Origin of the sequence: Arthrobacter sp. B2a2-09, assembly GCF_027587375.1 — a bacterium.
GTDB lineage: Bacteria > Actinomycetota > Actinomycetes > Actinomycetales > Micrococcaceae > Arthrobacter.
In genome coordinates this window covers 18,995-42,371 of record NZ_JAMXIC010000017.1, presented here as the reverse complement: position 1 = coordinate 42,371, position 23,377 = coordinate 18,995, and the positions used below count along the sequence as shown (strand labels likewise).

The 23,377-nt window shown below is 63.8% G+C and carries 20 protein-coding genes; 15 read left to right on the top strand and 5 right to left on the bottom strand.

Going from position 1 to position 23,377, the window contains the following annotated elements:
• The first annotated feature begins 68 nt into the window (after positions 1-68).
• Positions 69-554: a glutathione peroxidase gene (locus NFJ07_RS17085; RefSeq protein ID WP_269996066.1), complete on the top strand. Its 486-nt coding sequence runs from the start codon at positions 69-71 to the stop codon at positions 552-554.
• On the opposite strand, the gene NFJ07_RS17080 is transcribed toward NFJ07_RS17085, so the two are convergent.
• The 4 genes from NFJ07_RS17080 to NFJ07_RS17065 all read right to left on the bottom strand — a co-directional run bounded on the left by NFJ07_RS17080 (position 551) and on the right by NFJ07_RS17065 (position 5,773).
• A complete protein-coding gene (locus NFJ07_RS17080) occupies positions 551-2,266 on the bottom strand; it encodes an amidohydrolase (RefSeq protein ID WP_269996064.1) in 1,716 nt (571 codons plus the stop codon). The two genes, NFJ07_RS17085 and NFJ07_RS17080, sit on opposite strands and share 4 nt — an antisense overlap.
• Before the next feature lie 49 nt (positions 2,267-2,315).
• Positions 2,316-2,954: a TetR/AcrR family transcriptional regulator gene (locus NFJ07_RS17075; RefSeq protein ID WP_269996063.1), complete on the bottom strand. Its 639-nt coding sequence runs from the start codon at positions 2,952-2,954 to the stop codon at positions 2,316-2,318.
• Between the two features lie 22 nt (positions 2,955-2,976).
• Positions 2,977-4,449, bottom strand: coding sequence for an APC family permease (locus NFJ07_RS17070; RefSeq protein WP_269996062.1), 1,473 nt, complete (start codon positions 4,447-4,449; stop codon positions 2,977-2,979).
• A gap of 301 nt (positions 4,450-4,750) precedes the next feature.
• Positions 4,751-5,773, bottom strand: coding sequence for a LacI family DNA-binding transcriptional regulator (locus NFJ07_RS17065; protein WP_269996060.1), 1,023 nt, complete (start codon positions 5,771-5,773; stop codon positions 4,751-4,753).
• A 153-nt stretch (positions 5,774-5,926) separates the two neighbouring features.
• Between NFJ07_RS17065 and NFJ07_RS17060 the strand changes: the two genes are divergently transcribed.
• Genes NFJ07_RS17060 through NFJ07_RS17030 form a run of 7 tightly spaced genes read left to right on the top strand, consistent with a single transcriptional unit; the run spans position 5,927 to position 12,291 of the window.
• Positions 5,927-7,564 (top strand): ABC transporter substrate-binding protein, encoded by a 1,638-nt coding sequence (locus NFJ07_RS17060; protein WP_269996059.1) that lies wholly within the window; start codon positions 5,927-5,929, stop codon positions 7,562-7,564.
• A gap of 9 nt (positions 7,565-7,573) precedes the next feature.
• The gene (locus tag NFJ07_RS17055; protein WP_269996058.1) at positions 7,574-8,209 is read left to right on the top strand and encodes an ABC transporter permease; all 636 of its coding nucleotides are present in this window, start codon (positions 7,574-7,576) and stop codon (positions 8,207-8,209) included.
• Positions 8,101-8,520, top strand: a complete 420-nt coding sequence (locus NFJ07_RS17050) for an ABC transporter permease (protein WP_269996057.1) — start codon at positions 8,101-8,103, stop codon at positions 8,518-8,520. Before NFJ07_RS17055 ends, NFJ07_RS17050 begins: the two co-directional genes overlap by 109 nt.
• 5 nt (positions 8,521-8,525) lie before the next feature.
• On the top strand, positions 8,526-9,416 hold the full coding sequence (locus NFJ07_RS17045) for an ABC transporter permease (protein ID WP_269996056.1): 891 nt from the start codon (positions 8,526-8,528) through the stop codon (positions 9,414-9,416).
• Positions 9,413-10,375 (top strand): ABC transporter ATP-binding protein, encoded by a 963-nt coding sequence (locus tag NFJ07_RS17040; protein WP_269996055.1) that lies wholly within the window; start codon positions 9,413-9,415, stop codon positions 10,373-10,375. The genes NFJ07_RS17045 and NFJ07_RS17040 overlap by 4 nt, the downstream gene beginning before the upstream one ends.
• Complete coding sequence (locus NFJ07_RS17035; protein WP_269996054.1) at positions 10,375-11,202, top strand: ABC transporter ATP-binding protein; 828 nt, start codon at positions 10,375-10,377, stop codon at positions 11,200-11,202. The genes NFJ07_RS17040 and NFJ07_RS17035 overlap by 1 nt, the downstream gene beginning before the upstream one ends.
• A gap of 6 nt (positions 11,203-11,208) precedes the next feature.
• Positions 11,209-12,291 (top strand): C45 family autoproteolytic acyltransferase/hydolase, encoded by a 1,083-nt coding sequence (locus NFJ07_RS17030; RefSeq protein ID WP_269996053.1) that lies wholly within the window; start codon positions 11,209-11,211, stop codon positions 12,289-12,291.
• Positions 12,292-12,717: 426 nt separating this feature from the next.
• Here NFJ07_RS17030 and NFJ07_RS17025 read toward each other — a convergent pair whose 3' ends face one another.
• Complete coding sequence (locus NFJ07_RS17025; RefSeq protein ID WP_269996052.1) at positions 12,718-13,935, bottom strand: cytochrome P450; 1,218 nt, start codon at positions 13,933-13,935, stop codon at positions 12,718-12,720.
• A gap of 224 nt (positions 13,936-14,159) precedes the next feature.
• Between NFJ07_RS17025 and NFJ07_RS17020 the strand changes: the two genes are divergently transcribed.
• The 7 genes from NFJ07_RS17020 (at position 14,160) to NFJ07_RS16990 (ending at position 23,185) form a co-directional block, all read left to right on the top strand.
• Positions 14,160-14,951: an IclR family transcriptional regulator gene (locus NFJ07_RS17020; RefSeq protein ID WP_269996051.1), complete on the top strand. Its 792-nt coding sequence runs from the start codon at positions 14,160-14,162 to the stop codon at positions 14,949-14,951.
• Positions 14,929-16,629, top strand: coding sequence for an HAL/PAL/TAL family ammonia-lyase (locus tag NFJ07_RS17015; protein WP_269996050.1), 1,701 nt, complete (start codon positions 14,929-14,931; stop codon positions 16,627-16,629). Before NFJ07_RS17020 ends, NFJ07_RS17015 begins: the two co-directional genes overlap by 23 nt.
• Positions 16,610-17,695, top strand: coding sequence for a PDR/VanB family oxidoreductase (locus tag NFJ07_RS17010; RefSeq protein ID WP_269996049.1), 1,086 nt, complete (start codon positions 16,610-16,612; stop codon positions 17,693-17,695). The genes NFJ07_RS17015 and NFJ07_RS17010 overlap by 20 nt, the downstream gene beginning before the upstream one ends.
• 324 nt (positions 17,696-18,019) lie before the next feature.
• Complete coding sequence (locus NFJ07_RS17005; RefSeq protein WP_269996048.1) at positions 18,020-18,928, top strand: ABC transporter substrate-binding protein; 909 nt, start codon at positions 18,020-18,022, stop codon at positions 18,926-18,928.
• Entirely contained in the window at positions 18,925-19,905 is a 981-nt protein-coding gene (locus NFJ07_RS17000; RefSeq protein WP_269996047.1) for an amino acid ABC transporter permease, read from the top strand. The genes NFJ07_RS17005 and NFJ07_RS17000 overlap by 4 nt, the downstream gene beginning before the upstream one ends.
• On the top strand, positions 19,902-20,669 hold the full coding sequence (locus NFJ07_RS16995; protein ID WP_269996046.1) for an amino acid ABC transporter ATP-binding protein: 768 nt from the start codon (positions 19,902-19,904) through the stop codon (positions 20,667-20,669). The genes NFJ07_RS17000 and NFJ07_RS16995 overlap by 4 nt, the downstream gene beginning before the upstream one ends.
• Positions 20,666-23,185: a histidinol-phosphate transaminase gene (locus NFJ07_RS16990; RefSeq protein WP_269996045.1), complete on the top strand. Its 2,520-nt coding sequence runs from the start codon at positions 20,666-20,668 to the stop codon at positions 23,183-23,185. The genes NFJ07_RS16995 and NFJ07_RS16990 overlap by 4 nt, the downstream gene beginning before the upstream one ends.
• Positions 23,186-23,377 lie beyond the last annotated feature (192 nt).

The following is a 23,377-nucleotide window of genomic DNA, read 5'->3' as shown; positions in this document are numbered from 1 at the left end:
ACCGCCCTTCCGCGCGTAGACTCGAGTGCGGCAGTTTGCCAAGGTTCACGTCGTAAGGAAGCGATTCAATGTCCCCGCTCTACAGCATCCCCCTGACATTCAACGACGGCTCCCAGGCCGACTTTGGGCGTTTCGAGGGCAAAGCCGTACTGGTTGTCAACGTGGCTTCGAAATGTGGTTTCACGCGCCAGTACTCAGGACTTGAGGAGCTCTACGGCAAATACCGCGACCGTGGATTCGAGATTCTGGGTGTGCCATGCAACCAGTTCGGTGGCCAGGAAAGGGGTTCCGACGCCGAGATCGCGGACTTTTGCCAGCGCAATTTCGGAGTCTCGTTCCCGCTCGCGAGCAAGGCCAAGGTCCGCGGCAAGCAGCAGCACGCCCTGTATGCCGAGCTGACCCGGACGGCCGACGGCTCCAAACCGCAGAAGGTTAAGTGGAACTTCGAAAAGTTCCTCGTGAGCCGCGAAGGTGAGGTGCTCGCCCGCTTCTCGTCCGCCGTCGAGCCCGATTCCGAAAAGCTTATCGAGGCACTCGAAGTGGCGCTCGCCTAGGCAAGCTGAAGCGATTCCTGACCGACTCCCGTCGCGAGGGCCTGACGGTTGTCAACCACCACTTCTCCGTCAACAACCGTCAGGATCACTGGCGTCTGCGCGAATTCGTCCGGCGCCGTGGTCAGAGGATTGTGCAGGACCACCGTCAGATCGGCGCGTGCCCCACTCTCCACGATTCCGCCTTCTTCACCAACCGACAGCCAGTATTGGCTCGTGTAGCCTTCGAGCGCGGCACGCGCGGAAAGCGCCTGCTGCGGCTGGACGGGCTCGACGTCGGGCCGTCCCGCCGGGCGGCGCGTCTGGGCTGAGGCGATGATCGCCCGCGGGTCGAAAGGAGCGATAGGCCAGTCCGACCCGAGGGCGACGATGGCTCCGGCGTCGCGGAGATCGCGGGTTCGCCACGCGTGGTTGGCCCGTTCGCTGCCAAGCCTGCGGGACCAGTTGTCGGTGTGGTCGGCGCGGCTGTAGAGGGCGCAATGCGTCGGCTGCAGGCTCGTTGCAGCGCCTGCGCTGATAATTTCCGCCAAGACCGAATCCGGGATGGACTCGATGTGCTCGATCCGGTGGACCGTGCCGTTCTTCGGAAGGGTTCCGATGGTCTGCGCCACGAAGGAAACGGCCTTGTCGCCGATAGCGTGGGTGGTGGTGGGGATCCGGTGTTCGTGGAAGAACTGCATGGCTGCGGCGAGGGCCTCGGGATCATGCCAGAGTGGATGGAGGGATTCCCCGTGAGTGTCTGGTTCAAAGAGCCATGCCGTTCCGTTGTCGATGGTTCCATCCATCATGAGCTTGATGCCGTGAACGTGCCAGCGCCTGCCGTGCCGGCCCTGCATCGCCAGCATGGCCTTCAGGTCCTCCTCGGTGGCGCCGGGCATGACCCACGGGGAGATCCGCAGCCGGATGGCGAGCTCGCCTCGGCGCTCCAAGGCCTCCAGCACTTCCAGGGTGTCCGGGGCCCCGAAGTCCAGCATCTGGCCTGCTACCAGCCCGGATTCGGCCATGGAACGCAGGAGTTTCCCGAGTTCGTCGACGCGCTGCTCGAAGGAGAGCTGGGGGAGGATGCTGCGGACGAGGTCTTGGGCGGCAATTTCGTAGAGCATGCCGTTGGGCCTGCCGTGTTGGTCGACGCCGACATAGCCGGTGCTGGGCAGCTCTTCCGTTCCGGTGACGCCGGCGAGCTTGAGGGCGGCGTCGGAGACGAGTGAGGCGTGGCCGTCGAACAGGGTGATGAACACGAGTTCGTCGTCGAGGACGCCCTCGAAGAGGGAGTTGTTGAAGCTCGCATCCCCGAAGATGACAGGGTCGAGGCCCCAAGCGAACAACCAATCGGAGCCGACGGCGTGAGGCGTGGAAGCGGCGTGCTGCACAAGGGCGGCGCGGACGTCGTCGAGCTCGGTGATCCCGCCCAGGTCAAGGCCACGGGCGATTTCCGCCCCGAGGATGGGGTGGATGTGGGCGTCAATCAGGCCGGGGCAGACTGTTGCGTCGCCGACGTCGATCACCTGTTTGGCTCGTGCGGTCCATTCGGCGGCGGGGGCGTCTGAGGGGGCGGTTGCCTGCTCGCCGTCGGCGGGGCCGACGTCGTGCGTTGAGCCGATGTGCGCAATGCGGCCATTTGAGATGGCGACGAAACCCGCCGTCCCTGTGAGCGCCTCACCGTGGAGGATGCTGGACGAGAAGATGACGAGATCGATGGGCTCGGGCGTGGTCAAGGTGTAACTCCTTGTTGTATTCGGGTATCCGACGCCGGCCCGGTGAGGATCAGTCGTCGTCGATGGCCGCCCTCAATCCTGCCGAGAGGACATCGGCGAGGAACGCGAAGCGGTCTACAGGGTGATCTGCCACGGCTTTCTTTGCCGCGAACAGATGGGGATACGTGCCTTGCTCCTCTTCGTTGATGCTCCATGCGGATTCCATGGTCATAGCGTCGAGGCTCGCGCCGATCGCGGCGCTGTCGAGGGCTTCCAGAGCGGGAATGACGAGGTGACTGGGCGTCCCCGCGAGCTCAAACACTTCGACAAACTGGTCGTAGCGCTCCAAGGCTGCCGGATGTGACACCGGCTGCGTGAGTAGGAGGGGAAGGAGCGCGGGGACCAGGGTGTAGGCCTTGCGGAGGGAGTCGAAGATCTGGCGGATGACATCGTCAAGGCTGCCGGACGGCAGCTCGGGCATCGGCGTTCTCTCTACGAGCGCGCCACGGGCCAGTTCGATGATCTCCTGCCGGCCCGTGACGTGCTTGTAAAAGGATGACTGCCTGACGCCCAGACGCTCCGCGAGCCGCGGGATGGAGAGGCTCTCTTCCTCTTCGAACATCTCAAGCGCCGCGCGGCCGATCGCCTTCCGTGAGAGCCTCGGTGTCCGGGGCCGCCCTAGCTGGCTGGTTTTGCTGGGAGTCTGCATCCCTCAAGACTAGGCTCCGGGATCACTCGGCGTGGCCGATCCGCTGGTATGCGGCCCGGTTGACCTTGCGCAGCACGAGCGCCAGCACAGTTCCGGCGGCAAACAGGAGCGGCGCGAAGACAAGGAGCGTGGTGTTGATCGGATCCCCGGCGGGAAGGCCGGTGATCAGTTGGGCGTTGGTGGCCATCAGGTAGGTCACTGCGCACATGATGATGGTGGCCGCCACGGCGGAGGGGATGACGTACCAGCGCAGGCCGTGGTCCTTGAGGCGGGTGAAGAAGACCACCACGCCGACGCCCGTGAGTGCCTGAAGGAGGAGGATGCCGATCACGCCCGGAGTGTTGGTCCAGACGAGGAACTGGGTGAACGGGTCAAGGCGGAACAGGGCCGCGCCGATCACCAGGGCGAGTGCGAGGAGGGTCTGGTCGAAGCCGGCCGCGGACGGGGTGCGGTATCGCGGGCTGATGCGGCCTGCGCGTTTCGGGAAGATGCCCTCGCGGCTCAGGGACAGGGTGTAGCGGTTGATGGTGTTGTGGAAGGAGAGCTGGGCGGCGAAGATGCTGGTGACGATCAGCACGCTCATGAGGTTCACGCACCAGCCGCCGGCGAAGTTGCCTGCTGCGATGTAAGCGGTGTCCCCGGCGTCCAGGTGGCCTGCGGCGAATGCCTGGACGGTGTCCGCTCCGAAGGCCTGGACGATGATCCAGACGGCGAAGGCGTAGAACGCGCCGATGAAGGCGATGGAGATGTAGGTGGCACGCGGGACGCTCCGGTCCGGGTCCCTTGCCTCTTCGCGGTAGAGGGCTCCGGATTCGAATCCCATGAAGGCAGAGAAGCCCAGGCCGAGGACGGCGGCGAACTGCGGGGAGAAGATGGCCTGGGGGCTGAATGATTCAAAGCTGATGCCGTGCGCGCCGCCTTGGGCCAGGACGAACGCGGCGACGATGGCGACGATCGCGGTTTCGAGGGTGAGCAGCACGGCCAGGACCTTGGCGCCGACGTCGATCCCGCGCCGGCCCAGGTACCAGACGGCCCCGATCGAGACGATGGCGTAGAGCCACCATGGAAGTTCCACGCCGGTGAAGGACTTCACGGCGAGGTTGGCCTGGATCCCTAGCAGTCCGTAGAGGCCGATTTGCAGGCCGTTGTAGCTCATCCAGGCGGTGAGGCCGGAGCCGAGGCCGACCACGCGGCCGAGGGTTTTCGAGATGTAGCCGTAGAAGCCGCTGTAGGACCGGACATGGCGGGTGAGCGCCATGAAACCGATGGCGAACAGGCCCAGACCGATGGCAGCGGCGATGTAGATGGAGGGAGCGCCGACGCCGCCCACCGCGAGGGCGAGCGGGGCGATGCCGACGACGATGGTCAGCGGAGCGGCCGCCGACACCAACATGAACACAATGTCGCGAGTTCCGATTGCGTTCTTCTTCAATCCGCCGTCAACGCTGACGGTCGCGGACGGCATGAGTGCCGCCTCTTCTTTAGTGAAAGCCATTCGCTTATTGTGAGGGGCGGCACATGTTTGAGTCAAGAGGCGCTGTTTTGGGGCTTGCTCCCGGGCCCATGCAAACGCCCGACGCTCGCTCACGTTTGTTGCCTTTTTGGCGGATGCTCGCTCACGTTTGTTGCCTTTTGGGCGGACGCTCGCTCACGTTTGTTGCCTTTTGGGCGGACGCTCGCTCACTTTTGTCGCCTTTTGGGCGGACGCTCGCTCACTTTAGGTGAGCGAGCGTTGGGGAAAAGGCCCTCATAGGTGAGCGGGCGTTGGGGAAAAGGCCCTCATAGGTGAGCGAGCGTTAGCGGCTGCTGGAGCCTCGAACGATGAAGCGCCCGTCGGTCCCCGCCCCGCCGTCGTTCTTTGGGACCCCGCCTAGCTGTTCCACCAATGCGGCGACGGCGGCCCTTGCGAGAACTTCGGGTTCGAGGTCGATGGCGCTGATTGGTGGGACGCTGTTGCGGGTCTGCTCGGAGTCCGAGCCGGCCACGATCAGGATGTCCGCGGGGGAGGCGACGCCCGCTTCCGCAAGCCGCGCCATCAGCCCGGCCGCATGGCGCCCCGTGAGGCAATAGACGGCGTCGGGCCTGTCTGTCATGGAGAGGAGCTCTTCGCCGATTGCCCTTCCGCCAAGGGTGCCGCTCGTTTCCATCTGGGTCACGATGATTGGCTCTTGGCCTCGCGCGGAACACCAGTCGCGGTAGCTGGCTTCCGTGGTGATGTTCCAGGAGTTGCGGTCGGTGCCGATGGCGATCGCCACCCGCCGCGCCCCGTTCTCCTCGAGGTGATCGAGCACCTGCTTGGTGATCTTGGCGGTGCTGGGCTCGATCCAGGCAGCGTAGTCGGCGCGGCCGAGGTCTTTGCCGACCGTAAGCAAGGGGATTCCTTCGGACTGAAGCAGGTCGATGACGGGATCGTTCTCCACTGGTTCCGTAATGATGAAGCCGTCGGCCGCCAACGAGACGCTGGGCGCATCCGGCAGGGTGGGGTCGCTGAGCAGCATGAGTCCGTAGCCGTGTTCCAGGGCGCTGAGCGAAGCGGCTCCGGCAAAGCGCAGAAAGTAGTCCACGCCTTCCGGGAGGAACGACTCGAGGGTGTCCAATGGACGAAGCACGAGCGCAAGGATTCCCAGCCGATTGCTTCGAAGTCCGCTGGCGACGGCGTTGGGCCGGTAGCGCAGTCTTCGCGCCGTGTCGATCACCCTCGCACGGGTGGCTTCAGCGACGATTCCCTTTCCGCTGAGCGCATGGGAAACGGTGGTCACTGAGACCCCCGCTTCGCGGGCTACCTCGCGGATGGTGGAGCGTGCGTTTCGCTGCGTCATAGCTGCAAGGTTATGCCTCCCGGAAGCCCTACCGAAATCGTTTTGTTAATTTTCGCCAGGGTGTTGCCCAAAACGTTTTGGGTGATTAGCGTCACTACAGCAATCAGCAGCCGATTGGGGCGGCCCCCTACCAAACGAAGTACGGGAGATCCATTGAATAAGAAACTCATCAGCGCAGGAGCCGCCGGCCTATTGCTCCTCCTTACCGGGTGCAATGGTGGCGCCGCCGCCAAAGCTCCCGATGCACTCAACCCGAAGGACCTGCTCGTCACCACCCCGGCGGCCATGACGAACCTGGACAAAATCGTCTGGAACAACAACTTCGGTGAGCCGCCGTCGATCGACCCCATCAAGAGCGCCGACTACCCCGCAAGCGCGGTGGTCTCCAACCTGTGCGAGAGCCTCTTCCAGATCCAGCCGGACTTTTCCATCAAACCGAACCTGGCCAAGAGCGTCAAAAACGTCGACAACAGCACTTACATTTACGAGTTGCAGAGCGGAGTGACGTTCTGGGACGGCAAGCCGATGACGGCGGACGACGTCGTCTTCAGCCTCAAACGCCAGCTTGATCCCAAGGAGATCAGCTACTGGGCGTCCGATGTCACGGCAAATATCGCCTCGGTGGACAAGACCGGTCCCAACGACGTGACGGTCAAACTCAAGACCCCTGATGCCACCTTCAACAACCAGCTTGCGACGCCGATCGGCGCCGTCGTGGAACAGGCCCAGCGGGAGAAGGCCGGCGTCGATTATGGCAACCCCGGCGCCGGCGTAATGTGCACCGGCCCCTACTCTGTGGGCGAGTGGAAGCAGGGAGCCTCGATCACGCTGAACCGCTACGACGGATACTGGAACACCGCCAAGAAGGCCAAGACCAAGCAGATCGAAATCCAGTTCATTACCGACCCGAGCTCGATCGCCAACGCCCTCGCCACGGGTGCCATTGATGGAAGCTACGACGTTCCCCTGAGCGCCATCAGTCAGCTGTCAAAGTCCACCAACGGCCAGCTCTTCTACGGCAAGTCCCTGCAAAACATGGCCATCATCAGCACCGGTACCGGGACTCTCGGCGACCCGGCAGTTCGCAAGGCACTCACCCTCGCCACGGATCGAGAAGCGATCGCCAAGACGGTATTTGAAGGAACGTCGACGGCGGCCCAATCGTTAGTGCCAAACGGCGGATGGAACTACAGCGGGACGATCTTCGAAGATGCACGCAAGAACCTTCCTTCGACGACGCCGAACCTCGATGAAGCCAAGAAAGTCCTGAAGGACGCCAAGGTCGACTTGAGCAAGCCCATCAAGATCGTCTACCCGATTGACCGGACGTTCTACGCCGACATCATCTCCGAGTTCGCCAACGCGGGCGCCAAACTCGGCCTGACGATCGAACCCAGCGGTGTGCCCGGTGCGCAGTTCGGCGCATTCTTCTCCGATCCGAAGGCACGTGCAGGAGCTGACGCCTTCGTCACCACGAACTACATGAACGTGGCCGACCCCCTCATCCACCTGGGCGCCATCGCTGGCCCGAACGGAATACAGAACTATTCCGGATTCTCCGATCCCCAGATCACCGATCTGTTGGCAAAGGCCAAAGCCACGTCCGACGACGATGCCCGTGCGAAGCTCACGGTGCAGGCCGAAGCCCTGATCATGGACAAGGAACCATGGCTACCGGTGGTCGACAGCTCCACGCGGCTCTTCATGAGCAAGCGCGTCACTGGTGTTCCGGCCTCCTTCGTTTACCTCTACTACCCCTGGGCCGCTGACCTGGGCGGCACGGGAAAATAGGCGGCAGTCTTGAGATTCTTAGTCCGTAGGCTCTTGGCGCTCGGTGGAGTGCTGCTCGCCTCAAGCATGATCGTGTTCGGCGGCCTGTACCTCGCCCCGGGCAGCCCCGAACAGTTCCTCGTCCAGGGACGCACTGTCAGCCCGGAGGTACTGGCGGCAATCCGGAGCCAGTACTCCCTGGACGACCCCCTTCCAGTCCGCTACTGGAACTGGTTATCCGGAGTCTTCACGGGAAACATGGGCCGCTCATTGCTCACCCAGGAAGATGTAGGAACCCTCATCGCCAGCCGGATTCCCACCACTCTTGCGCTCGCGGCCGTCGCTGCGATTCTGATCATCGTCGCCGGAATCGGGCTCGGCATCCTTGCCGGAACCCGCGGAGGAATGGCTGAGCGGATCGTGATCTTCGGGTCGAACCTGGGGATAGCCGTCCCGACGTTCTTCGCGGCGCTCGTCCTCATGTCGGTCTTCAGCGTGGGGCTGGGCTGGTTCCCCGTCTTCGGTGCCGGCGACGACGGCGGTCTCGTCGACCGGGTATGGCACCTCACGCTGCCTGCCTTGGCGTTGTCGCTGCCACTATTGCTGTCGTCGCGAGGATCACGCGGACGGCGATCGTCGAGGAGAGCGAATCGGAGCACGTGCTGATCGCCGTCGCGCGCGGCTTGCCGAAGCGGATCGTCCTCTGGCGCCACACCGTCCGCAACTCCCTGCTGCCGGTAACGACGGCGGTCGGCATGCAGATTGCCGGGCTGATCGCTGGTGCCTTCGTGGTCGAATACGCCTTCACCTTGGACGGGATCGGAGCCTTGCTGGTGAATTCGGTCCAACGCAAGGACTGCGCCGTCGTCCAGGCAATCGCCCTCATCATGGTGGTGGCGTTCGGCGTCGTAAACCTCGTGGTCGACCTGCTGTACGCCGTCATCGACCCCCGCGTCCGCCTGAAGAAAGGACAGTGAACGTCATGGCAGCAAGCGAAACCGCGGTCTTGGCGACCGCACCCGGTACTCCAGCCCCAGGACGCCTCGCCTCGGTCCGGCACCGGCTCGGCTGGATCGGCATGGTCTGCACCGGGATCGTCGCCGTCGTGGTGTTGGCGGCCCTGGTAGGCCAGTTTCTCGTGCCGTACGACCCCACGGTCGGCTCCGTCGTGCAGCGGCACCTCGGTTCCAGCGCTGAGCACCTTCTTGGCACGGACCAGGCCGGGCGCGACATATTCTCCCGCTTGATCGCGGGCGCCCGAACCAGCCTCGTCGGCCCGCTGATCGTCGTCGTCGCCACGGCGGTTGCCGGATCGATGCTGGCACTCACCGCAGTGTGGTTCGGCGGGAGAATGGATGCCTTCCTCGGCCGGGTCCTCGATGTGCTCTTCGCCTTCCCCAGCTTGTTGCTGGCGATCCTTGGGGTTGCCATCTTCGGGCCGGGGCTGGTGACCGCTTCCATTGCCCTCGCCGTCGCGTACATCCCCTACAGCGCCCGGGTCATCCGCAGTGTGGCCCTCCGGGAACGGAACCTTCCGTACGTGAAGGCCGCCGAACTGCAGGGAATCAACGGCTTCACCATCACCCTCCGCCACATCTTGCCGAATGTGTGGACGCAGATCCTCACGGGATCCACGATCAATTTCGGCTACGCCATCGTGGACTTGGCCGCCCTGTCCTTCCTGGGCCTCGGCATCCAACCACCAGCGGCCGACTGGGGCCTCATGATCTCCAATGGCCAAGAATCGCTTCAGCAGGGCTTCCCGGAGCAGAGCCTCTACGCGGGTTTGTGCATCGTGGCCACGGTCGCGGCGATGGCTTACCTCGGCGAACGGTTGGGCGGGCGCGCAGCAGCAGGAAGGAGCAAGCAATGATTGACATCAGCAACCTGGAGCTCGGCATCATCGACCCCGAGTCCGGGGCCAACAAGCCCGTACTCAAGGGAATATCGCTCACCATCGAGCGCGGTGAAGCAATCGGTTTGGTGGGCGAATCGGGCAGCGGAAAGTCGATGACCCTGCGCTGCATCCTTGGGATCGAGCCGCGCAACTCCGCGGTCACCGGGGATATTGTTTTCGACGGGGAGAATCTCAGGACCCTGCCCGGACAGCGGATGCGCAGGCTTCGCGCGAGCAAGATCGCCCTGATTTCGCAGAATCCACATGCCTCGCTCAATCCGGTACTGCCGATCGAGACCTACCTGCTCGAAGGCATGGCGGATGCCCATGGCCGCAACGCCAAAGCTGCGCGAATCCGCGCGGGCGAGATGCTTGAGCAAGTGGGAATCCGCAGCGTCGACCGCGTTCTGAAGGCGTTTCCGCATCAATTGTCAGGAGGCATGCTCCAACGCGTTGTGATCGCCGGCGCCATCTCCGGCAGGCCGCGGCTGCTGCTGGCAGACGAACCGACGACGGCCCTCGACGTCACCACACAGGCTGAGGTTGCGGCCATCCTCGACGAAAAACGGCGGGACCTCGGGATGTCCATGATCTTCGTGACGCACGATCTCGATCTGGCGGCCGCGGTCACGGACCGCCTGGCGGTCATGCGATACGGGGAAATCGTGGAAATCGGCACTCCGGAGCAGATCCGCGACAACCCCCAGCACCCGTACACCCAGATGCTGATGAGCATCCGGCCGACGCTGAACGGCGCCCCACCGCAAGCGCACGACGACGGCGGCAGCACCGGCGTCGGGACCCTCACCTCCGGCGGGCCCCTCACTGGCGGCGGGCCGCACGACGGCGGCAGCACCGGCGTCGGGACCCTCACCTCCGGCGGGCCCGCGGTCGCGGAACTTTCCGCCGAGACACAGATTGGGAGCACCCTGTGATGGCGAACATCATCGAAATATCAGGCCTCAACAAGACCTTCCGGACCAGCCGAAAACACGAGCCGGTCCGGGCCCTGGACGACGTGTCCGTGGCGGTGCGGGAAGGCAGCTGCATGGCGGTGGTGGGCGAATCCGGTTCAGGCAAGACCACCCTGGCGCGGGTTCTTGTCGGGCTCGAGACCAAGGATTCGGGCGAGGTGGCCATTGCCGGCACTCTTGTCACGGCGTCGCTCAAGCGAAAGGAACAGCGTGCCCGTGCCCGCGCAGTGCAAATGGTTTTCCAGGACCCCAACGGTTCCCTGAACCGGCGTTTGCCGGTGGGCAGCGCCGTTGACGAGGTCCTCCGTGCCCATTTCCCGCTCACTGCCTCGCAGCGCAAGCAACGGGTTTCGGAGCTCTTCAAGAGCGTGGGCCTGACTGATTCCCACGCTCAATCACTGCCCTCTGCCTTGTCAGGCGGCCAGAAACAGCGCGTTGCCATCGCACGAGCCTTCGCCGCTGAACCCAAAATCATCGTGCTTGACGAGGCGGTCTCCGCCCTCGACGTCTCAGTGCAGGCGCAGGTCCTGGAACTCCTGCATGCACTGCGGCGCGACAGGGGCCTGAGCTACCTTTTCATCACCCATGACTTGTCAGTGGTCCGCAACTTTGCAGACGACGTGATTGTCATGCGCCACGGACAGGTCCTCGAACGGGGAACTGCCGACGACGTGCTCGACCGTCCGCAGTCCCCTTACACCCAGCTCCTTTTGGAGTGCGCGCCGAAGCCCGGCTGGAAGCCGCGGCGCGGAGTCATAGAACACCTCAATTCAGAGATCGCGAGTTAGTCATCCATGAACCAGAAAATCGAGACCCGACGTGCCATCATCGCCATCGATGCCTTGAGCCCCTTTGAACGGGGAGTCCAACGCAGCGAAGCGCTGGGAGAGCGCCTCCTGGGCGGCCTCGAGCTCTACCGGAAGCTCTTCCACACGGTCGGCGTCAAGCAGGAAACCGTGCGCGCCGACGCGGAACGGATCATGGATGAGGTGGCGGACTGGTCGCCCGGACTGCTCGATGAGATGAGGGGTGTCGCCTCCGGTGCTGGCGTGGACCTCTGGCAGATCGGTGCCCTCAACGCCCGGACCGAAGTCCTGTCGCAGGCGCTCGGGACCAGGCCGGGCGAATGCTCCACCATAGGCAGGGTGGCCGATCATGTTTTCGGCGTGCAGACCTGGGACTGGCACGAAGAGCTCGACCCGCACTGGCACCTCCAGAGCGTGGCCGGAACCAAACGGAATTTCGTAGGGCTGACGGAGCACGGCATGCTGAGCAAGATCGGAATGAACGACGCCGGAGTGTCAGTCTTCTTAAACATCCTGGGTCACGTCGATGATCGGCCGAGCGGGGTGCCGATACACCTGCTCACGGCAGAAATACTGGCCAACGCGTCCTCGGTGGAGGAAGCCGTGGAGATTGTGCGCTCCGCTCGCGTCACTACCTCCAGCGCGTTGACGATCATGGACGAAACAAAGGCTGTCACTGCGGAAATCAGTCCTGCTTCGGTGGTCGTTGTTTTGCCGGAAAAGGGAACCCTCGCACACACCAACCATTTCCTGGATCACGCCCTGGGCAAAGGCGAAAAGCCAGGCCTGTACGACCCCGACTCGCAGGACCGGCTGGCGTTGGTACATTCGCGGCTCGGCAGGTATCCGGAATCGACCGGCGTCGACGACATCCTGCCCTTCCTGTACTCCGATCCTGACCAGCCCGGAATCTGCTGCGTCCCCAAGCCCGGTGCGACGTTCGGCAACCGCTGGGCCACCCTGGCCACCGTCACCATGGAAAACCGCAAGCGGGAAATGCGGGTCGCCAACGGCACGCCGATCGACGCCCGCGCCCAGGAGTGGTTCGTCATGACGCCGCCGGCCGGCTGAGCAAGCCTTCGCGGAACAGCACCGACGCCGACGGCCGGTCTGCCGCACCGGTGCGGCAGACCGCCGTCGCGCACTACCCCCCCCGACGCTCGCTCACGTTTGTCGCCTTTTTGGCGGACGCTCGCTCACTTTTGTCGCCTTTTGGGCGGACGCTCGCTCACTTTTGTCGCCTTTTGGGCGGACGCTCGCTCACTTTTACGGCGGCGCGACGCCGGGCGTGCAGGAGCGTTCGGCTCTCACGGGTCAGAGGTGAGCGAGCGCCGGGTGGAATCCGGTCAGAGGTGAGCGAGGGTTGTCGAAAAATGCCCCATAGGTGAGCGAGCGTCGGGTGGAATCCGGTCATAGGTGAGCGAGGGTTGTCGAAAAATGCCCCATAGGTGAGCGAGCGTTCTGGAAAATTGCCCCAAAAGTGAGCTGGGATCGAAGCTATGCCGCCTTGATGCGCAGCGGGAGGGAGCGCCATCCCCGGAGGGTGTTGTGGAGGTACGGCAGGGGCGCGCCCACCAGCTCGATAGCCTTGATCCGCTTGGCCATGGCCGTGAACAGCACATCCATCTCAAGCCGGGATATCGGCTGGCCCACGCATTGGTGGATGCCCATGCCGAAGGCCAGGTGGCCGCCGGCGTTGCGGTCGATCATGAACTCGTTGGCCGTGGCACCCCAATGCGCAACATCCCGGTTGGCCGAGCCCATGAAGAGCAGTACCTTGGCGCCTGCCGCCAGCGGGATGCCCCGGAACACGGTTTCCGTTGCAACGGTCCGGAAGAAGGACTGGAACGGTGATTCGTACCTGAGCGCTTCGTCTATCGCGAACTTGGCCAGCCGGGGGTTGGCGTGCAAGCCGGCCCATTGCTTCGGGTGTGCTGCCAAGGCCTGCAGGGTGTTCCCGATCGAGAACACGGTGGTGTCCAAGCCGGCGGAGAGCATGGCCCGCACCAGCAGCGCTGCCTGTTCAGAGGTAATCTCGCCGCGGTCCGCGAATTCCCAGATCTGGGCCCCCAAGCCATCCGGGGAGAGGCTTTCCCGGGCGCAGTTGTCCATGACCCAGCGGTGGGTGGGTTCGCCTTTTTCGAAGAACTCGCGGGACCGTTCGTCGTCGGGCCCGAAGGAGCTGAAGTTCACGGCTCCGTGCGGCAGCAGATTGGCTTCGCGGCCTTCGCGGGGGATTCCGACCGCGTCGCCAAAGACGCGGATCGGAAACAACTCGGCGAGGTCGGTGACGCCGTCGAACGTTTCCCGCTCGATCAGGCTGTCCACCAGCTCTTCGGCGAACTCTTCAAACCGGGCCCTCAGGGAGCGCACGCCGCGCGGAGAAATGACACCCGCCATTGCCGCGCGCATGGGTCCGTGTACGGGGGGATCCGATTCCAGGATGCCTTGCGGACGCCAAGCGGGCTCGTGGTGCAGGTTCTTGGGGCCGACGCCAGCACTTGAGATGAACGTGCGGTAGTCCTCCAGGATCTCCTTGCATTCCTCGAAGCCAGCGAAGGCCAGGACCCCGTATTTCTCAAGCCACACTGCTGGTCCGGCCGCCCGCATGCGTTCGAACAGGGGATACGGGTTGGTGAGGTTCTCGTCCGTGTAGGGATCGTCCTGCAAGCCCGACAAGACGGGAATGGTTTGCGGGGGCGTGCTGAGTGACATCGTGGGCCTCATTACTGTCGATTTTTGCTGAGATCCAATCTGCGGGCCAACTCCTGCAGGACTGGACAAGCGGATTCGTGGCATCAAAGTATCGGTCTCAAAGAGCAGCGGCTAAACATCATTCTCACTCTGTGGGAATCTGGTTTGTCGCAATGCTTTGGCACCCTGCACGATCAGTTCGTGACCCGCGACACAGGGTGATCGATCCAGGAAGGAGGCATACCGTGGCAACCCACACTTCGTTTGAGCGGGGCCTCATGATCCTCTCGGAAATCGCGGACAGCGGAGATGCCACCGTGGAGGGTGTGGCGCTCAAGCTGGGCATTCCCGTGAGCACCACCTATCGCTATTTTCGCCAGCTTCGCGAGCGTGGATTCGTCCAGGAGGACGCGGGCATCTATCGGCCGGGGCACGCGCTGTTGGCTTTGTCCGGGCGGCACCTCACGCAGAGCCATCTCGCAGAAGTTGGCACGGCTGTGCTAAAAAGCATCGTGGATGCCGTCGGGGAAACCGCCGTGATGGTGATCCGGGTGGGTACGCAGGCCATGTGCCTGCGCCGCGCAGAGCCGGACAAAGCCTTCAAATACACTTTCGCTGTCAATGAACTCCTGCCGCTGACGGCGGGCGCCGGCCCCCGGACGCTGCTCGCTTGGGCTCCGTCCGACGTCGTACGCCAAGTGCTCGACGGCGACCTTCCGCGCTTCACTGAAAACTCGCCGTCCGCTGAGCAGATTCTGCTCAGCCTTGCGCAGATCCGATCTTCCGGCTGGGCGGTTTCCCGGGGCGAGCTGGATCCAGGCGCCGTCTCGGTGGCCGTACCGGTGATGCTGGACGGCGAGGCGGTTTGCGCGCTCAACGTGGCCGGCCCGGAGAACCGCTGCGGGTCCCGGGCTTGGCTGAATTCGACTTTGAAGACAATGAACGAGGCAGCGGAGAACCTGGCGGCGTCGCTTGGTTCCCTCGCAAGCCGCAGAACAACCCGAGAGGTAAGCGATGACGCTCGAAACTCTGCTTGATACAGCACCAGTGGTGCTGGGGACTCACCGTGCAACCCTGCAGGATCTGATCCAGGTTGCGCGCTACCGGCGTCCCGTCGTGGTGGATCCGGCAGCCCTGGCCCGGATGAAGCCCAGCGAGGACTGGCTCAACGGCATCATGGATGACATGCGGGCCGGGAAGGAAACCGCGCCGATCTACAGCATCAACACCGGCTTCGGTTCCCTCGCCGGCCGCAAGGCCTTCGATGAACCGTCCGACGCCGCCGAGCTCTCACGACGCCTGGTCCTCTCCAACGCCGCCGGTGTCGGCCGCTACGTCGACGAAGAAGTGGTGCGGGCGACCATGTTCATCCGCATCGTCAGCCTCACGCAGGGCTATTCCGGCGTTCGGGCAGACATCGTGAAGACGTTGGCCGAGATGCTCAACCGCGGCGTGTACCCGGCGATCCCGGAATATGGTTCCCTGGGCGCTTCCGGCGACCTCATCCCGCTGGCCCACGTGGCGATTGTCATGTCGCGCTCCCACATCGGCGATGACGAGGATCTCGACTCCGGCGAGGCTTTTGTGGACGGTACGGTGGTGTCCGGGATCGCGGCCATGGCCCATGCGGGAATCGAGCGGCTGCCGCTGGGTGCCAAGGACGGCCTGGCGCTTTTGAATGGCACCTCTTTCTCCTGTGCCCAGGCCGCGTTGGCCCTGTACGACGCTCAGAACCTCCTCGAAACCGCCCAGATCACCGCGGCCATGACCATCGAGGCACTCCTGGGCTTTGGAGATGCCTTCATTGACGAGCTCCACCAGGCCCGTGGCCAGCGCGGCCAGATCGAGGTGGCTGCTCGGCTGCGCGAGCTCCTCTCCGGCAGTGGTTTGGTGGACGGCGACGCCGGGCGGGACCCTGTGCGCCAGCCGCCCCAAGACGCATACTCGCTGCGCTGCATTCCGCAGGTTTTCGGTCCCGTCAAGGACACTTTGGAGTTCGCCGCCGGCATCATCGACAACGAGATCAATGCCGCCACCGACAACCCCCTGATCTTCCCGTCGCTGCCTTCCACCCGCACGCTCAAGGCGGTCTCGGGCGGGAACTTCCACGCCGAGTATGTGGCATTCGCGGCAGACTTCATCTCGATTGTGGTGACCGAAATCGGCAGCATCACGGAGCGCAGGCTCTTCAGGCTCGACGACGGCACCCTCAACCGGGGCCTTCCGGACATGCTCGTTGCCAGCAAGCAGATCGGTATGGACTGCGGCTACATGCTGCCCCAGTATCTTGCCGCAGCCTTGGTATCCGACTGCAAGACCCTCGCGCACCCGGACAGCGTGGACTCAATCCCGACGTGCGCCAACCAGGAAGATCACGTGTCCATGGCCAACAACGCCGGGCGGCACGCGCGCCAGATTGTTGCCAACATCGAGTCTGTAGTGGCCGTGGAGCTGCTGATGGCTGCGCAGGCCTTGGAACTGCGAATGGACATGTCCGCCACGGCAGGTGCAAAGCCTGCCGCAGCGAGCCTGGCCGCACTGGCCCTCCTGCGTTCCACTGCCGCGGCTGACGGCCGGGTAATCGACCATATCAAGCAGGACGTTGTCCTGTATCCGCGGCTACGCAAAGCCGGGGAACTGGTCCACGCCGGGGCCGTGGTGGCCGCGGTGAACGCCGCGATCGGCGGAGGCAGCGATGACTCTCCAGGCCACTGACGCCGCCACGCCGGGCACTGCGGTGCTCGCCGCAAAAGGCTTTTTCCAGCTAGCCGTCAGCGAGCTGCGGAGGGAGGCGGACGGCGTCGTTTCGGTAATTCTCAGAGATCCCGACGGCGGTGCGCTGCCGGTATGGGAGCCGGGCGCCCACGTCGATGTGCTGCTTTCCAACGGAATACTGCGCCAGTACTCCCTGTGCTCGGAGCCTGCTGATCGATCCGCGTGGCGTATCGCGGTGTTGCGCGAGCAACCCGGCCGGGGCGGCTCGAGCTTTGTCCATGAGGTGTTGCGGGCCGGGGATGTCCTCCATGTCCGAGGCCCCAAGAATAATTTCCGCGGAACGGCGGGTTCCGGGAAGAAGGTTTTCATCGCCGGCGGGATCGGAATCACGCCCCTCCTGCCGATGATCCGTGCAGCGCAGATGAACGGTGAGCCGTGGCGACTGCTGTATCTCGGGTCCAACGTCCATTCCATGGCCTTCCTGGACGAGATCGCCGGCCTCGACCCCGCAGGGGCCAAGAGCAGGCTCCATGCCAAAGAGGAATCCGGCGCCCTGGACTTGATCGGCTACCTCCGGGAAGAAGGGCTCAACGCGGACTCAACGGTCTACGCATGCGGCCCGCGGCGGTTGCTCAGTGAGCTCCGCTCGGCCAACAGGACCGGAGTGGTTCCGCAGCTGCTCTTTGAGGACTTCGGTCACGACGAGTCCGACGCCGGGGCCGGCCCGGGCGGTTCTGCCCCCGCCGGTTCCAGGTGGGAAGCAGGGATGGGGCAGGAAATCGGGAACGCTGTTCGCGATAACTCGCCTTTCGTGGTGGAAACCGTTGACGGAATTGAAATTGATGTTGCGGAAAACGAGACAATTCTCGATGCCCTGCAGCGATCAGGAGTTCCCGCGTTGAATTCCTGTCGAAAGGGAACGTGTGGGACGTGTGAAACGGTGGTTCTAGCTGGAATTCCCGATCATCGAGATGAAATTCTCAGTGACGAAGAACGGGCTGCAAACGAAACGATGATGATTTGTGTTTCACGCTGCCGCGGGGAGAGGCTGGTGCTGGAACTCTAGGTGGAGCGGTGGCGTTCTTCCCCTTTGATTGCGGGCCGGGCGGGCCGTATCTGCTCGCTATCGAGGGTCCATGTGCCCGCCTGGGGGCCGGGATTTTAACGTTTTGCGATTTAGTTTGCCCATTTTTAAATGCCGGGTCCGATGCCCTTCGGGTCCGGCATTTTTCATTTAATGGCACTTTTGAATTCATGTTGAATTACTATTGTGGTGTGCGCAATTAATCCCTATGCTGATCCAAGATCGCACAGACTCTTTCTGAATTTCCATTCCGGCAGCAGTTGTCCCGTAGTTCGCATGGGGCCGTAATAACCCAAGGAGCACACATTGAGTATTTCTGCATTCTCACTCCGTAAGCCGGCCCTCGCGGCCATTGCACTCGCCGCCGTCGTCGGACTGACCGCTTGTGGCGGCCCGGCCAGTGCAGGTGGCGACGCAAGCGCGGCGGCAAATGCGGCAAAGGCGCCGCTCTTCAGCCAGTTGCCCAAAGAGATCCAAGGCGCAGGCACCATCAAGGTGGCCAGCAACGTCGAGTACCCTCCGTTCGAGTCCATCGACAAGGACGGGAAGACCATCGTCGGGATCGACCGTGAGCTCGCGGACGCCCTCGAGAAGAAGCTCGGCGTTACCCTCGCCTTCGACAACATCGCTTTTGACGCGATCATCCCGGGCCTGGCGTCCGGCCGCTATGACATGGGCATGTCCGCGATGTCGGACACTCCCGAGCGCCAGAAGCAGGTCAGCTTCCTGGACTACTTCTCGGCAGGTGCGGGCATCATGACCACCAAGGCGAACCCGCGCAATGTGAAGTCGCTCGACGATTTGTGCGGGGCAAAGGTGGGCATCGTCAAGGGCACAACCGAAGATGCCGACGCATCGGCCCAATCCGGCAAATGCCAGGCCGCGGGAAAGGAACCCCTCGCCATCACCATCTATGCCGGGCAGAACCAGGCAGTACTGGCGCTGCAGAGCGGGCGGGTGGACGCCTTCCTGCTTGATACGACGTCAGGTTCCGTGGTTGCCGCCGAGAGCAACGGTGACTTGGCGATGGGTAAGCCGTACCAGGAGGGATTCTTCGGAATCGTGTTCCCCAAGGACAGCACGGACCTGATCAACGTGGTGCAGAAGGCCATGGAGCAGATCAAGGCAGACGGTACCTATGAGTCGATCCTCACCAAGTACAAGATGGATGACCACGTCATCGAGAAGTTCACCATCAACGGAGCCACCAAATGACCCTGTACACGGCGACGGAGGAGGAACAGAATCTCTCAATCGTCCCTGCCCGCTACCGCGGGCGCTGGGTCATGGCAGGAGTGGTGGTACTCGGCGTAGCGCTCATGGCCTATGGCATGGTCACCAACCAACGGTTCCAGTGGGGCACGGTGGGAGAGTACCTGTTCGCGGCTCCGGTGCTGGCCGGCCTGGGCAACACACTGATGCTGACCGCCGTTTCGATGGCCATCGGCATCGTCCTGGGAATCGCTGTGGCCGTGTGCCGCCTTTCCCCGAACCCCATACTTTCCTCCGCCGCGTGGGCCTACTCCTGGTTTTTCCGCGGCACCCCGCTCATGGTCCAACTCCTGTTCTGGTTCTTCATGGCGGCGCTGATCCCGAAGCTGGTGCTGGGCGTTCCGTTCGGCCCCAGCTTCTTCGAGATCTCCACCAACACGCTGATCTCCCCGTTCACCGCGGCCATCCTGGGCCTGAGCCTCAACGAAGGCGCGTACATGGGTGAGATTGTCCGCTCCGGTATCCGGGCCATCCCGGTGGGGCAGACCGAGGCAGCGAAGGCCATGGGAATGACGCGGCTGCAGACCATGCGCCGCGTCATCCTCCCGCAGGCCATGCGCGTCATCATCCCGCCCACCGGCAACGAGACCATCGGCATGCTGAAGTACACCTCGCTGGTGATCGTCATCGGCTACAGCGAGCTCTTGACGTCGGTTTCGATCATCTACTCGCGCACGTTCCAGACCATTCCGCTGCTGATCGTCGCGGCCCTTTGGTACCTGGCTGTCACGGCGGTCCTATCCGTGGGCCAATACTACGTGGAACGGCATTTTGAACGGGGCTTCACCCCGATGAAAGCCGCCAAAGCACTCCCCAAAACCGCAGCGAACGCCCTCTCGAAGTCCGGTCTCCCGCCGGCGTCGAGTGCCTCTTTGGCGACGGTCAGCGGACCCGCAGAAGAACTGGAGAAGGCCAAGTGAAGGAACCAATCGTTCGGGCCCGGGACATCCGCAAGTCCTTCGGTCATCTGGAGGTCCTCAAAGGCATCAGCCTGGATATCAATGCGGGCGAGGTCGCGTGCCTGCTGGGACCGTCAGGCTCGGGAAAGAGCACCTTCCTCCGTTGTATGAACCACTTGGAAAAGATCGACGGCGGCCAGCTTTGGGTCCAGGGTGAACGGATCGGGTACCGGCGCTCCGGCAACAAGCTCCACGAACTCAAGGAGCATGAGACCGCGAAGCAACGCGCTTCGATCGGAATGGTCTTCCAGCAGTTCAATCTCTTTCCACACCGCACCGCACTGGAAAACGTGATCGAGGGTCCCACAGTGGTCCAGCGCATCCCCAAGGAGCAGGCCGTCGAGGAAGGCCGGCAGTTGTTGGCACGCGTAGGACTGGCGGACAAGGCGGACCATTACCCGGGCCAGCTCTCGGGCGGCCAGCAGCAGCGGGTGGCGATCGCGCGCTCGCTCGCGCTCAAGCCCTCGGTCATGCTTTTTGACGAACCCACGTCGGCGCTGGACCCCGAGCTCGTGGGTGAGGTGTTGGACGTGATGCGCTCGCTGGCGGACTCAGGGATGACGATGATTGTGGTCACCCATGAGATGGGCTTCGCCAAGGAAGTCGGCAACGTGGTCCACTTCATGGCCGACGGGCAGCTCGTGGAGAGCGGCGATCCGCACCAGGTCCTCGAAGACCCGCGTGAGCCGCGGACGCAGGCATTCCTGTCCAAGGTCCTTGCATGAGCAATCCGGCACAGTTGGGTGCGTTGCTGGAAGGCAGTGAAGCCGAGCGCCCGACGACGGTCCCCGCCGTCGTCGTCGAACTCCAGCGGACGCTGGGCGGCAAGGTCGCCGTCGATACTGCCGCCCGCACTGCCCGTTCACGTGACCGTTCGCATCTTCCGTCAGGCCTGCCGGACGCCGTCGTGCGTCCGTCCTCCACGGAAGACGTTGCGTCGGCGGTGCGGATTTGCGCCGCGCACGGCGTGCCGGTGGTGCCGATCGGGGCCGGAACGGGACTCGAAGGAGGTGCCAACGCCCGGGCCGGGGTGGTCACGATCGATCTTTCCGGCATGACCGGCATCCTGCGCCTCAGCCCGGCGGATCTGGACGTTACGGTCCAGGCCGGAGTGATGAAGAGCGCCCTCAACACTGAGCTGGATCCCTTTGGCCTGTTCTTCCCGGTGGGCCCGGGCGTGGACGCGAGCGTCGGTGGCATGTGCTCCACCCGGGCCAGTGGCACCACGGCCGTCCGCTATGGGACGATGCGGGAAAGTGTCCTGGGCTTGACGGTGGTTCTTGCGAGTGGCGAAATTGTGCGTACGGGCGGCCGGGCGAGGAAGTCGGCGGCTGGCTACGACCTCACGCATCTCTTCGTCGGCGCCGAGGGCACGCTGGGGATCATTACCGAGGTGACGCTCCGCGTCTACGGCCAACCGCAAGCGATCTCCGCCGCCGTCTGCGGCTTCCCTTCGATCGAGGCGGCTTCCCTGGTGGTGCAGGAAGCCATCCAAGCGGGGATTCCGGTGGCTCGCGTGGAGTTGCTGGACGACACCACCATCGCCGCCGTCAACGCCTACTCCGCGCTGGAATTGCCCGGAACTGCCAGCTTGCTGTTCGAGTTCCATGGGACTCCACGCGCAGTGGAGGAGCAGACGGGGCAAATCCAAGCGATCGCCGTCAGGCACGGTGGCAGCGGCTTCGAATTCGCCACGGAGGCGACGGACCGAGAGCGGTTGTGGCGGGCCCGGCACGATGTCCTGCCGGCTTGCCAGGCCCTCGTAGACGGCGCGCACACCTGGTCGACGGATGTGTGCGTGCCCATCTCACGGCTGGCCGAATGCATCGCCGCCACCAAGGAAGACATCGTCGCCTCGGGAGTGGTGGCCCCGATCGCCGGGCATGCGGGCGACGGAAATTTCCATCTTGCGATTGTCCTCAAACCCGGGGACGACGACGCCTTGGCAGAGGCCTCGGCCCTGAATCGACGGCTCGTGGCCCGTGCTCTCTCGATGGGAGGCACCTGCACGGGCGAGCACGGCATCGGTGCCGGCAAAATGGACTCACTCCGCGCCGAACATCCTGCCGGGGTGGGCGTCATGGCCGCCATTAAGGCAGCCTTGGACCCGGACAACCTGATGAACCCGGGCAAGGTCCTGGTACCCGGTGGTGCTTCCAGGGAAGATTCGGTGGCTTTCGTTGGCCAGCCGTCGTTCCCAGTGCCGCGGTCCGAAATCGCGGCGCTTCCGAGCTATTCTCGGGCTTCAGGCCAGGGCAGCGTCACCTGGGTGGCGTCTTCCAACGAGTCTTCCGTGCCGCCGTCGTCCGCTGTCCGGAACGCCATCGCGGCGGCCGCCGCCGGGCTGAACCGCTACCCGAGCCTCTTTGGCGACGAGCTGGTGGCAGCAATCGCAAGGCGCTTGGGGCTCGCGGATGAGCAAGTGATGGTGGGGGCAGGCTCCTTGTCCCTTCTCCAGCAGTTGCTCACGGCATACACCGGGCCCGGCTCCGAGGTAGTTCATGCCTGGCGCAGTTACGAGGCATATCCCATTCTGGTGACCGTGGCAGGGGCGTCAAGCGTTCGGGTGGCGCTCGACGCCGGGCTCGGGCATCGGCTGGACGCGATGGCGGGCGCGGTCACAGAGCGCACGAAAGCGGTGATTGTCTGCAACCCGAACAACCCCACGGGAACCGTGATCCAGCACGATGAACTGGTTCGCTTCCTGAGCCAGGTGCCCGGAAACGTGCTGGTGGTGCTCGATGAGGCCTATCGTGAATTCACCCAGCCGGAAGAGGACGAAGTAGCCCTGTTGGCAATGTTCCCTAATTTGGTGGTCCTTCGGACCTTCTCCAAGGCCTACGGGCTCGCCGGCGCGCGGGTTGGATACCTGGCAGCGGCCCCGGAAATTGTTGGCAACTTGCGGAGATCGGCCCCGCCGTTCGGCCTAAGCAGGGTAGCCGAGGCAGGGGCTGTTGCAGCCTGGGCCGAAGAAGATCTTCTGCACGCGACTGTCTCGGCAATCGTGGCGGAACGGGAATTCCTGGCCGGGGAACTGCGGAGCCGCGGCTTTCAGGTGCCGGAAAGTGGCGCGAACTTCGTGTGGATTCGGGTGGAGCGGGCAGCGGAGTTGGAGCAAGCCTGTGTGCGCCACGGCGTTTCCGTCCGGGCGTTCGACGGCGAGGGGGTGCGTGTGACCATCGGCGGACGTGAGGCCTCGCGGGCCGTGCTGGCAGCGGTGGACTCGCATCTCCGGCGTTGAAGCGGGGCGGACGCTCGCTCACCTTTGGCCCCTTTTGGGGCGGACGCTCGCTCACCTTTGTCGCCTTTTGGGCGGACGCTCGCTCACCTTTGTCGCCTTTTGGGCGGACGCTCGCTCACCTTTGTCGCCTTTTGGGCGGACGCTCGCTCGCTCACCTTTGGTGAGCGAGCGTCGGGGAAAAATAAGCCAAAA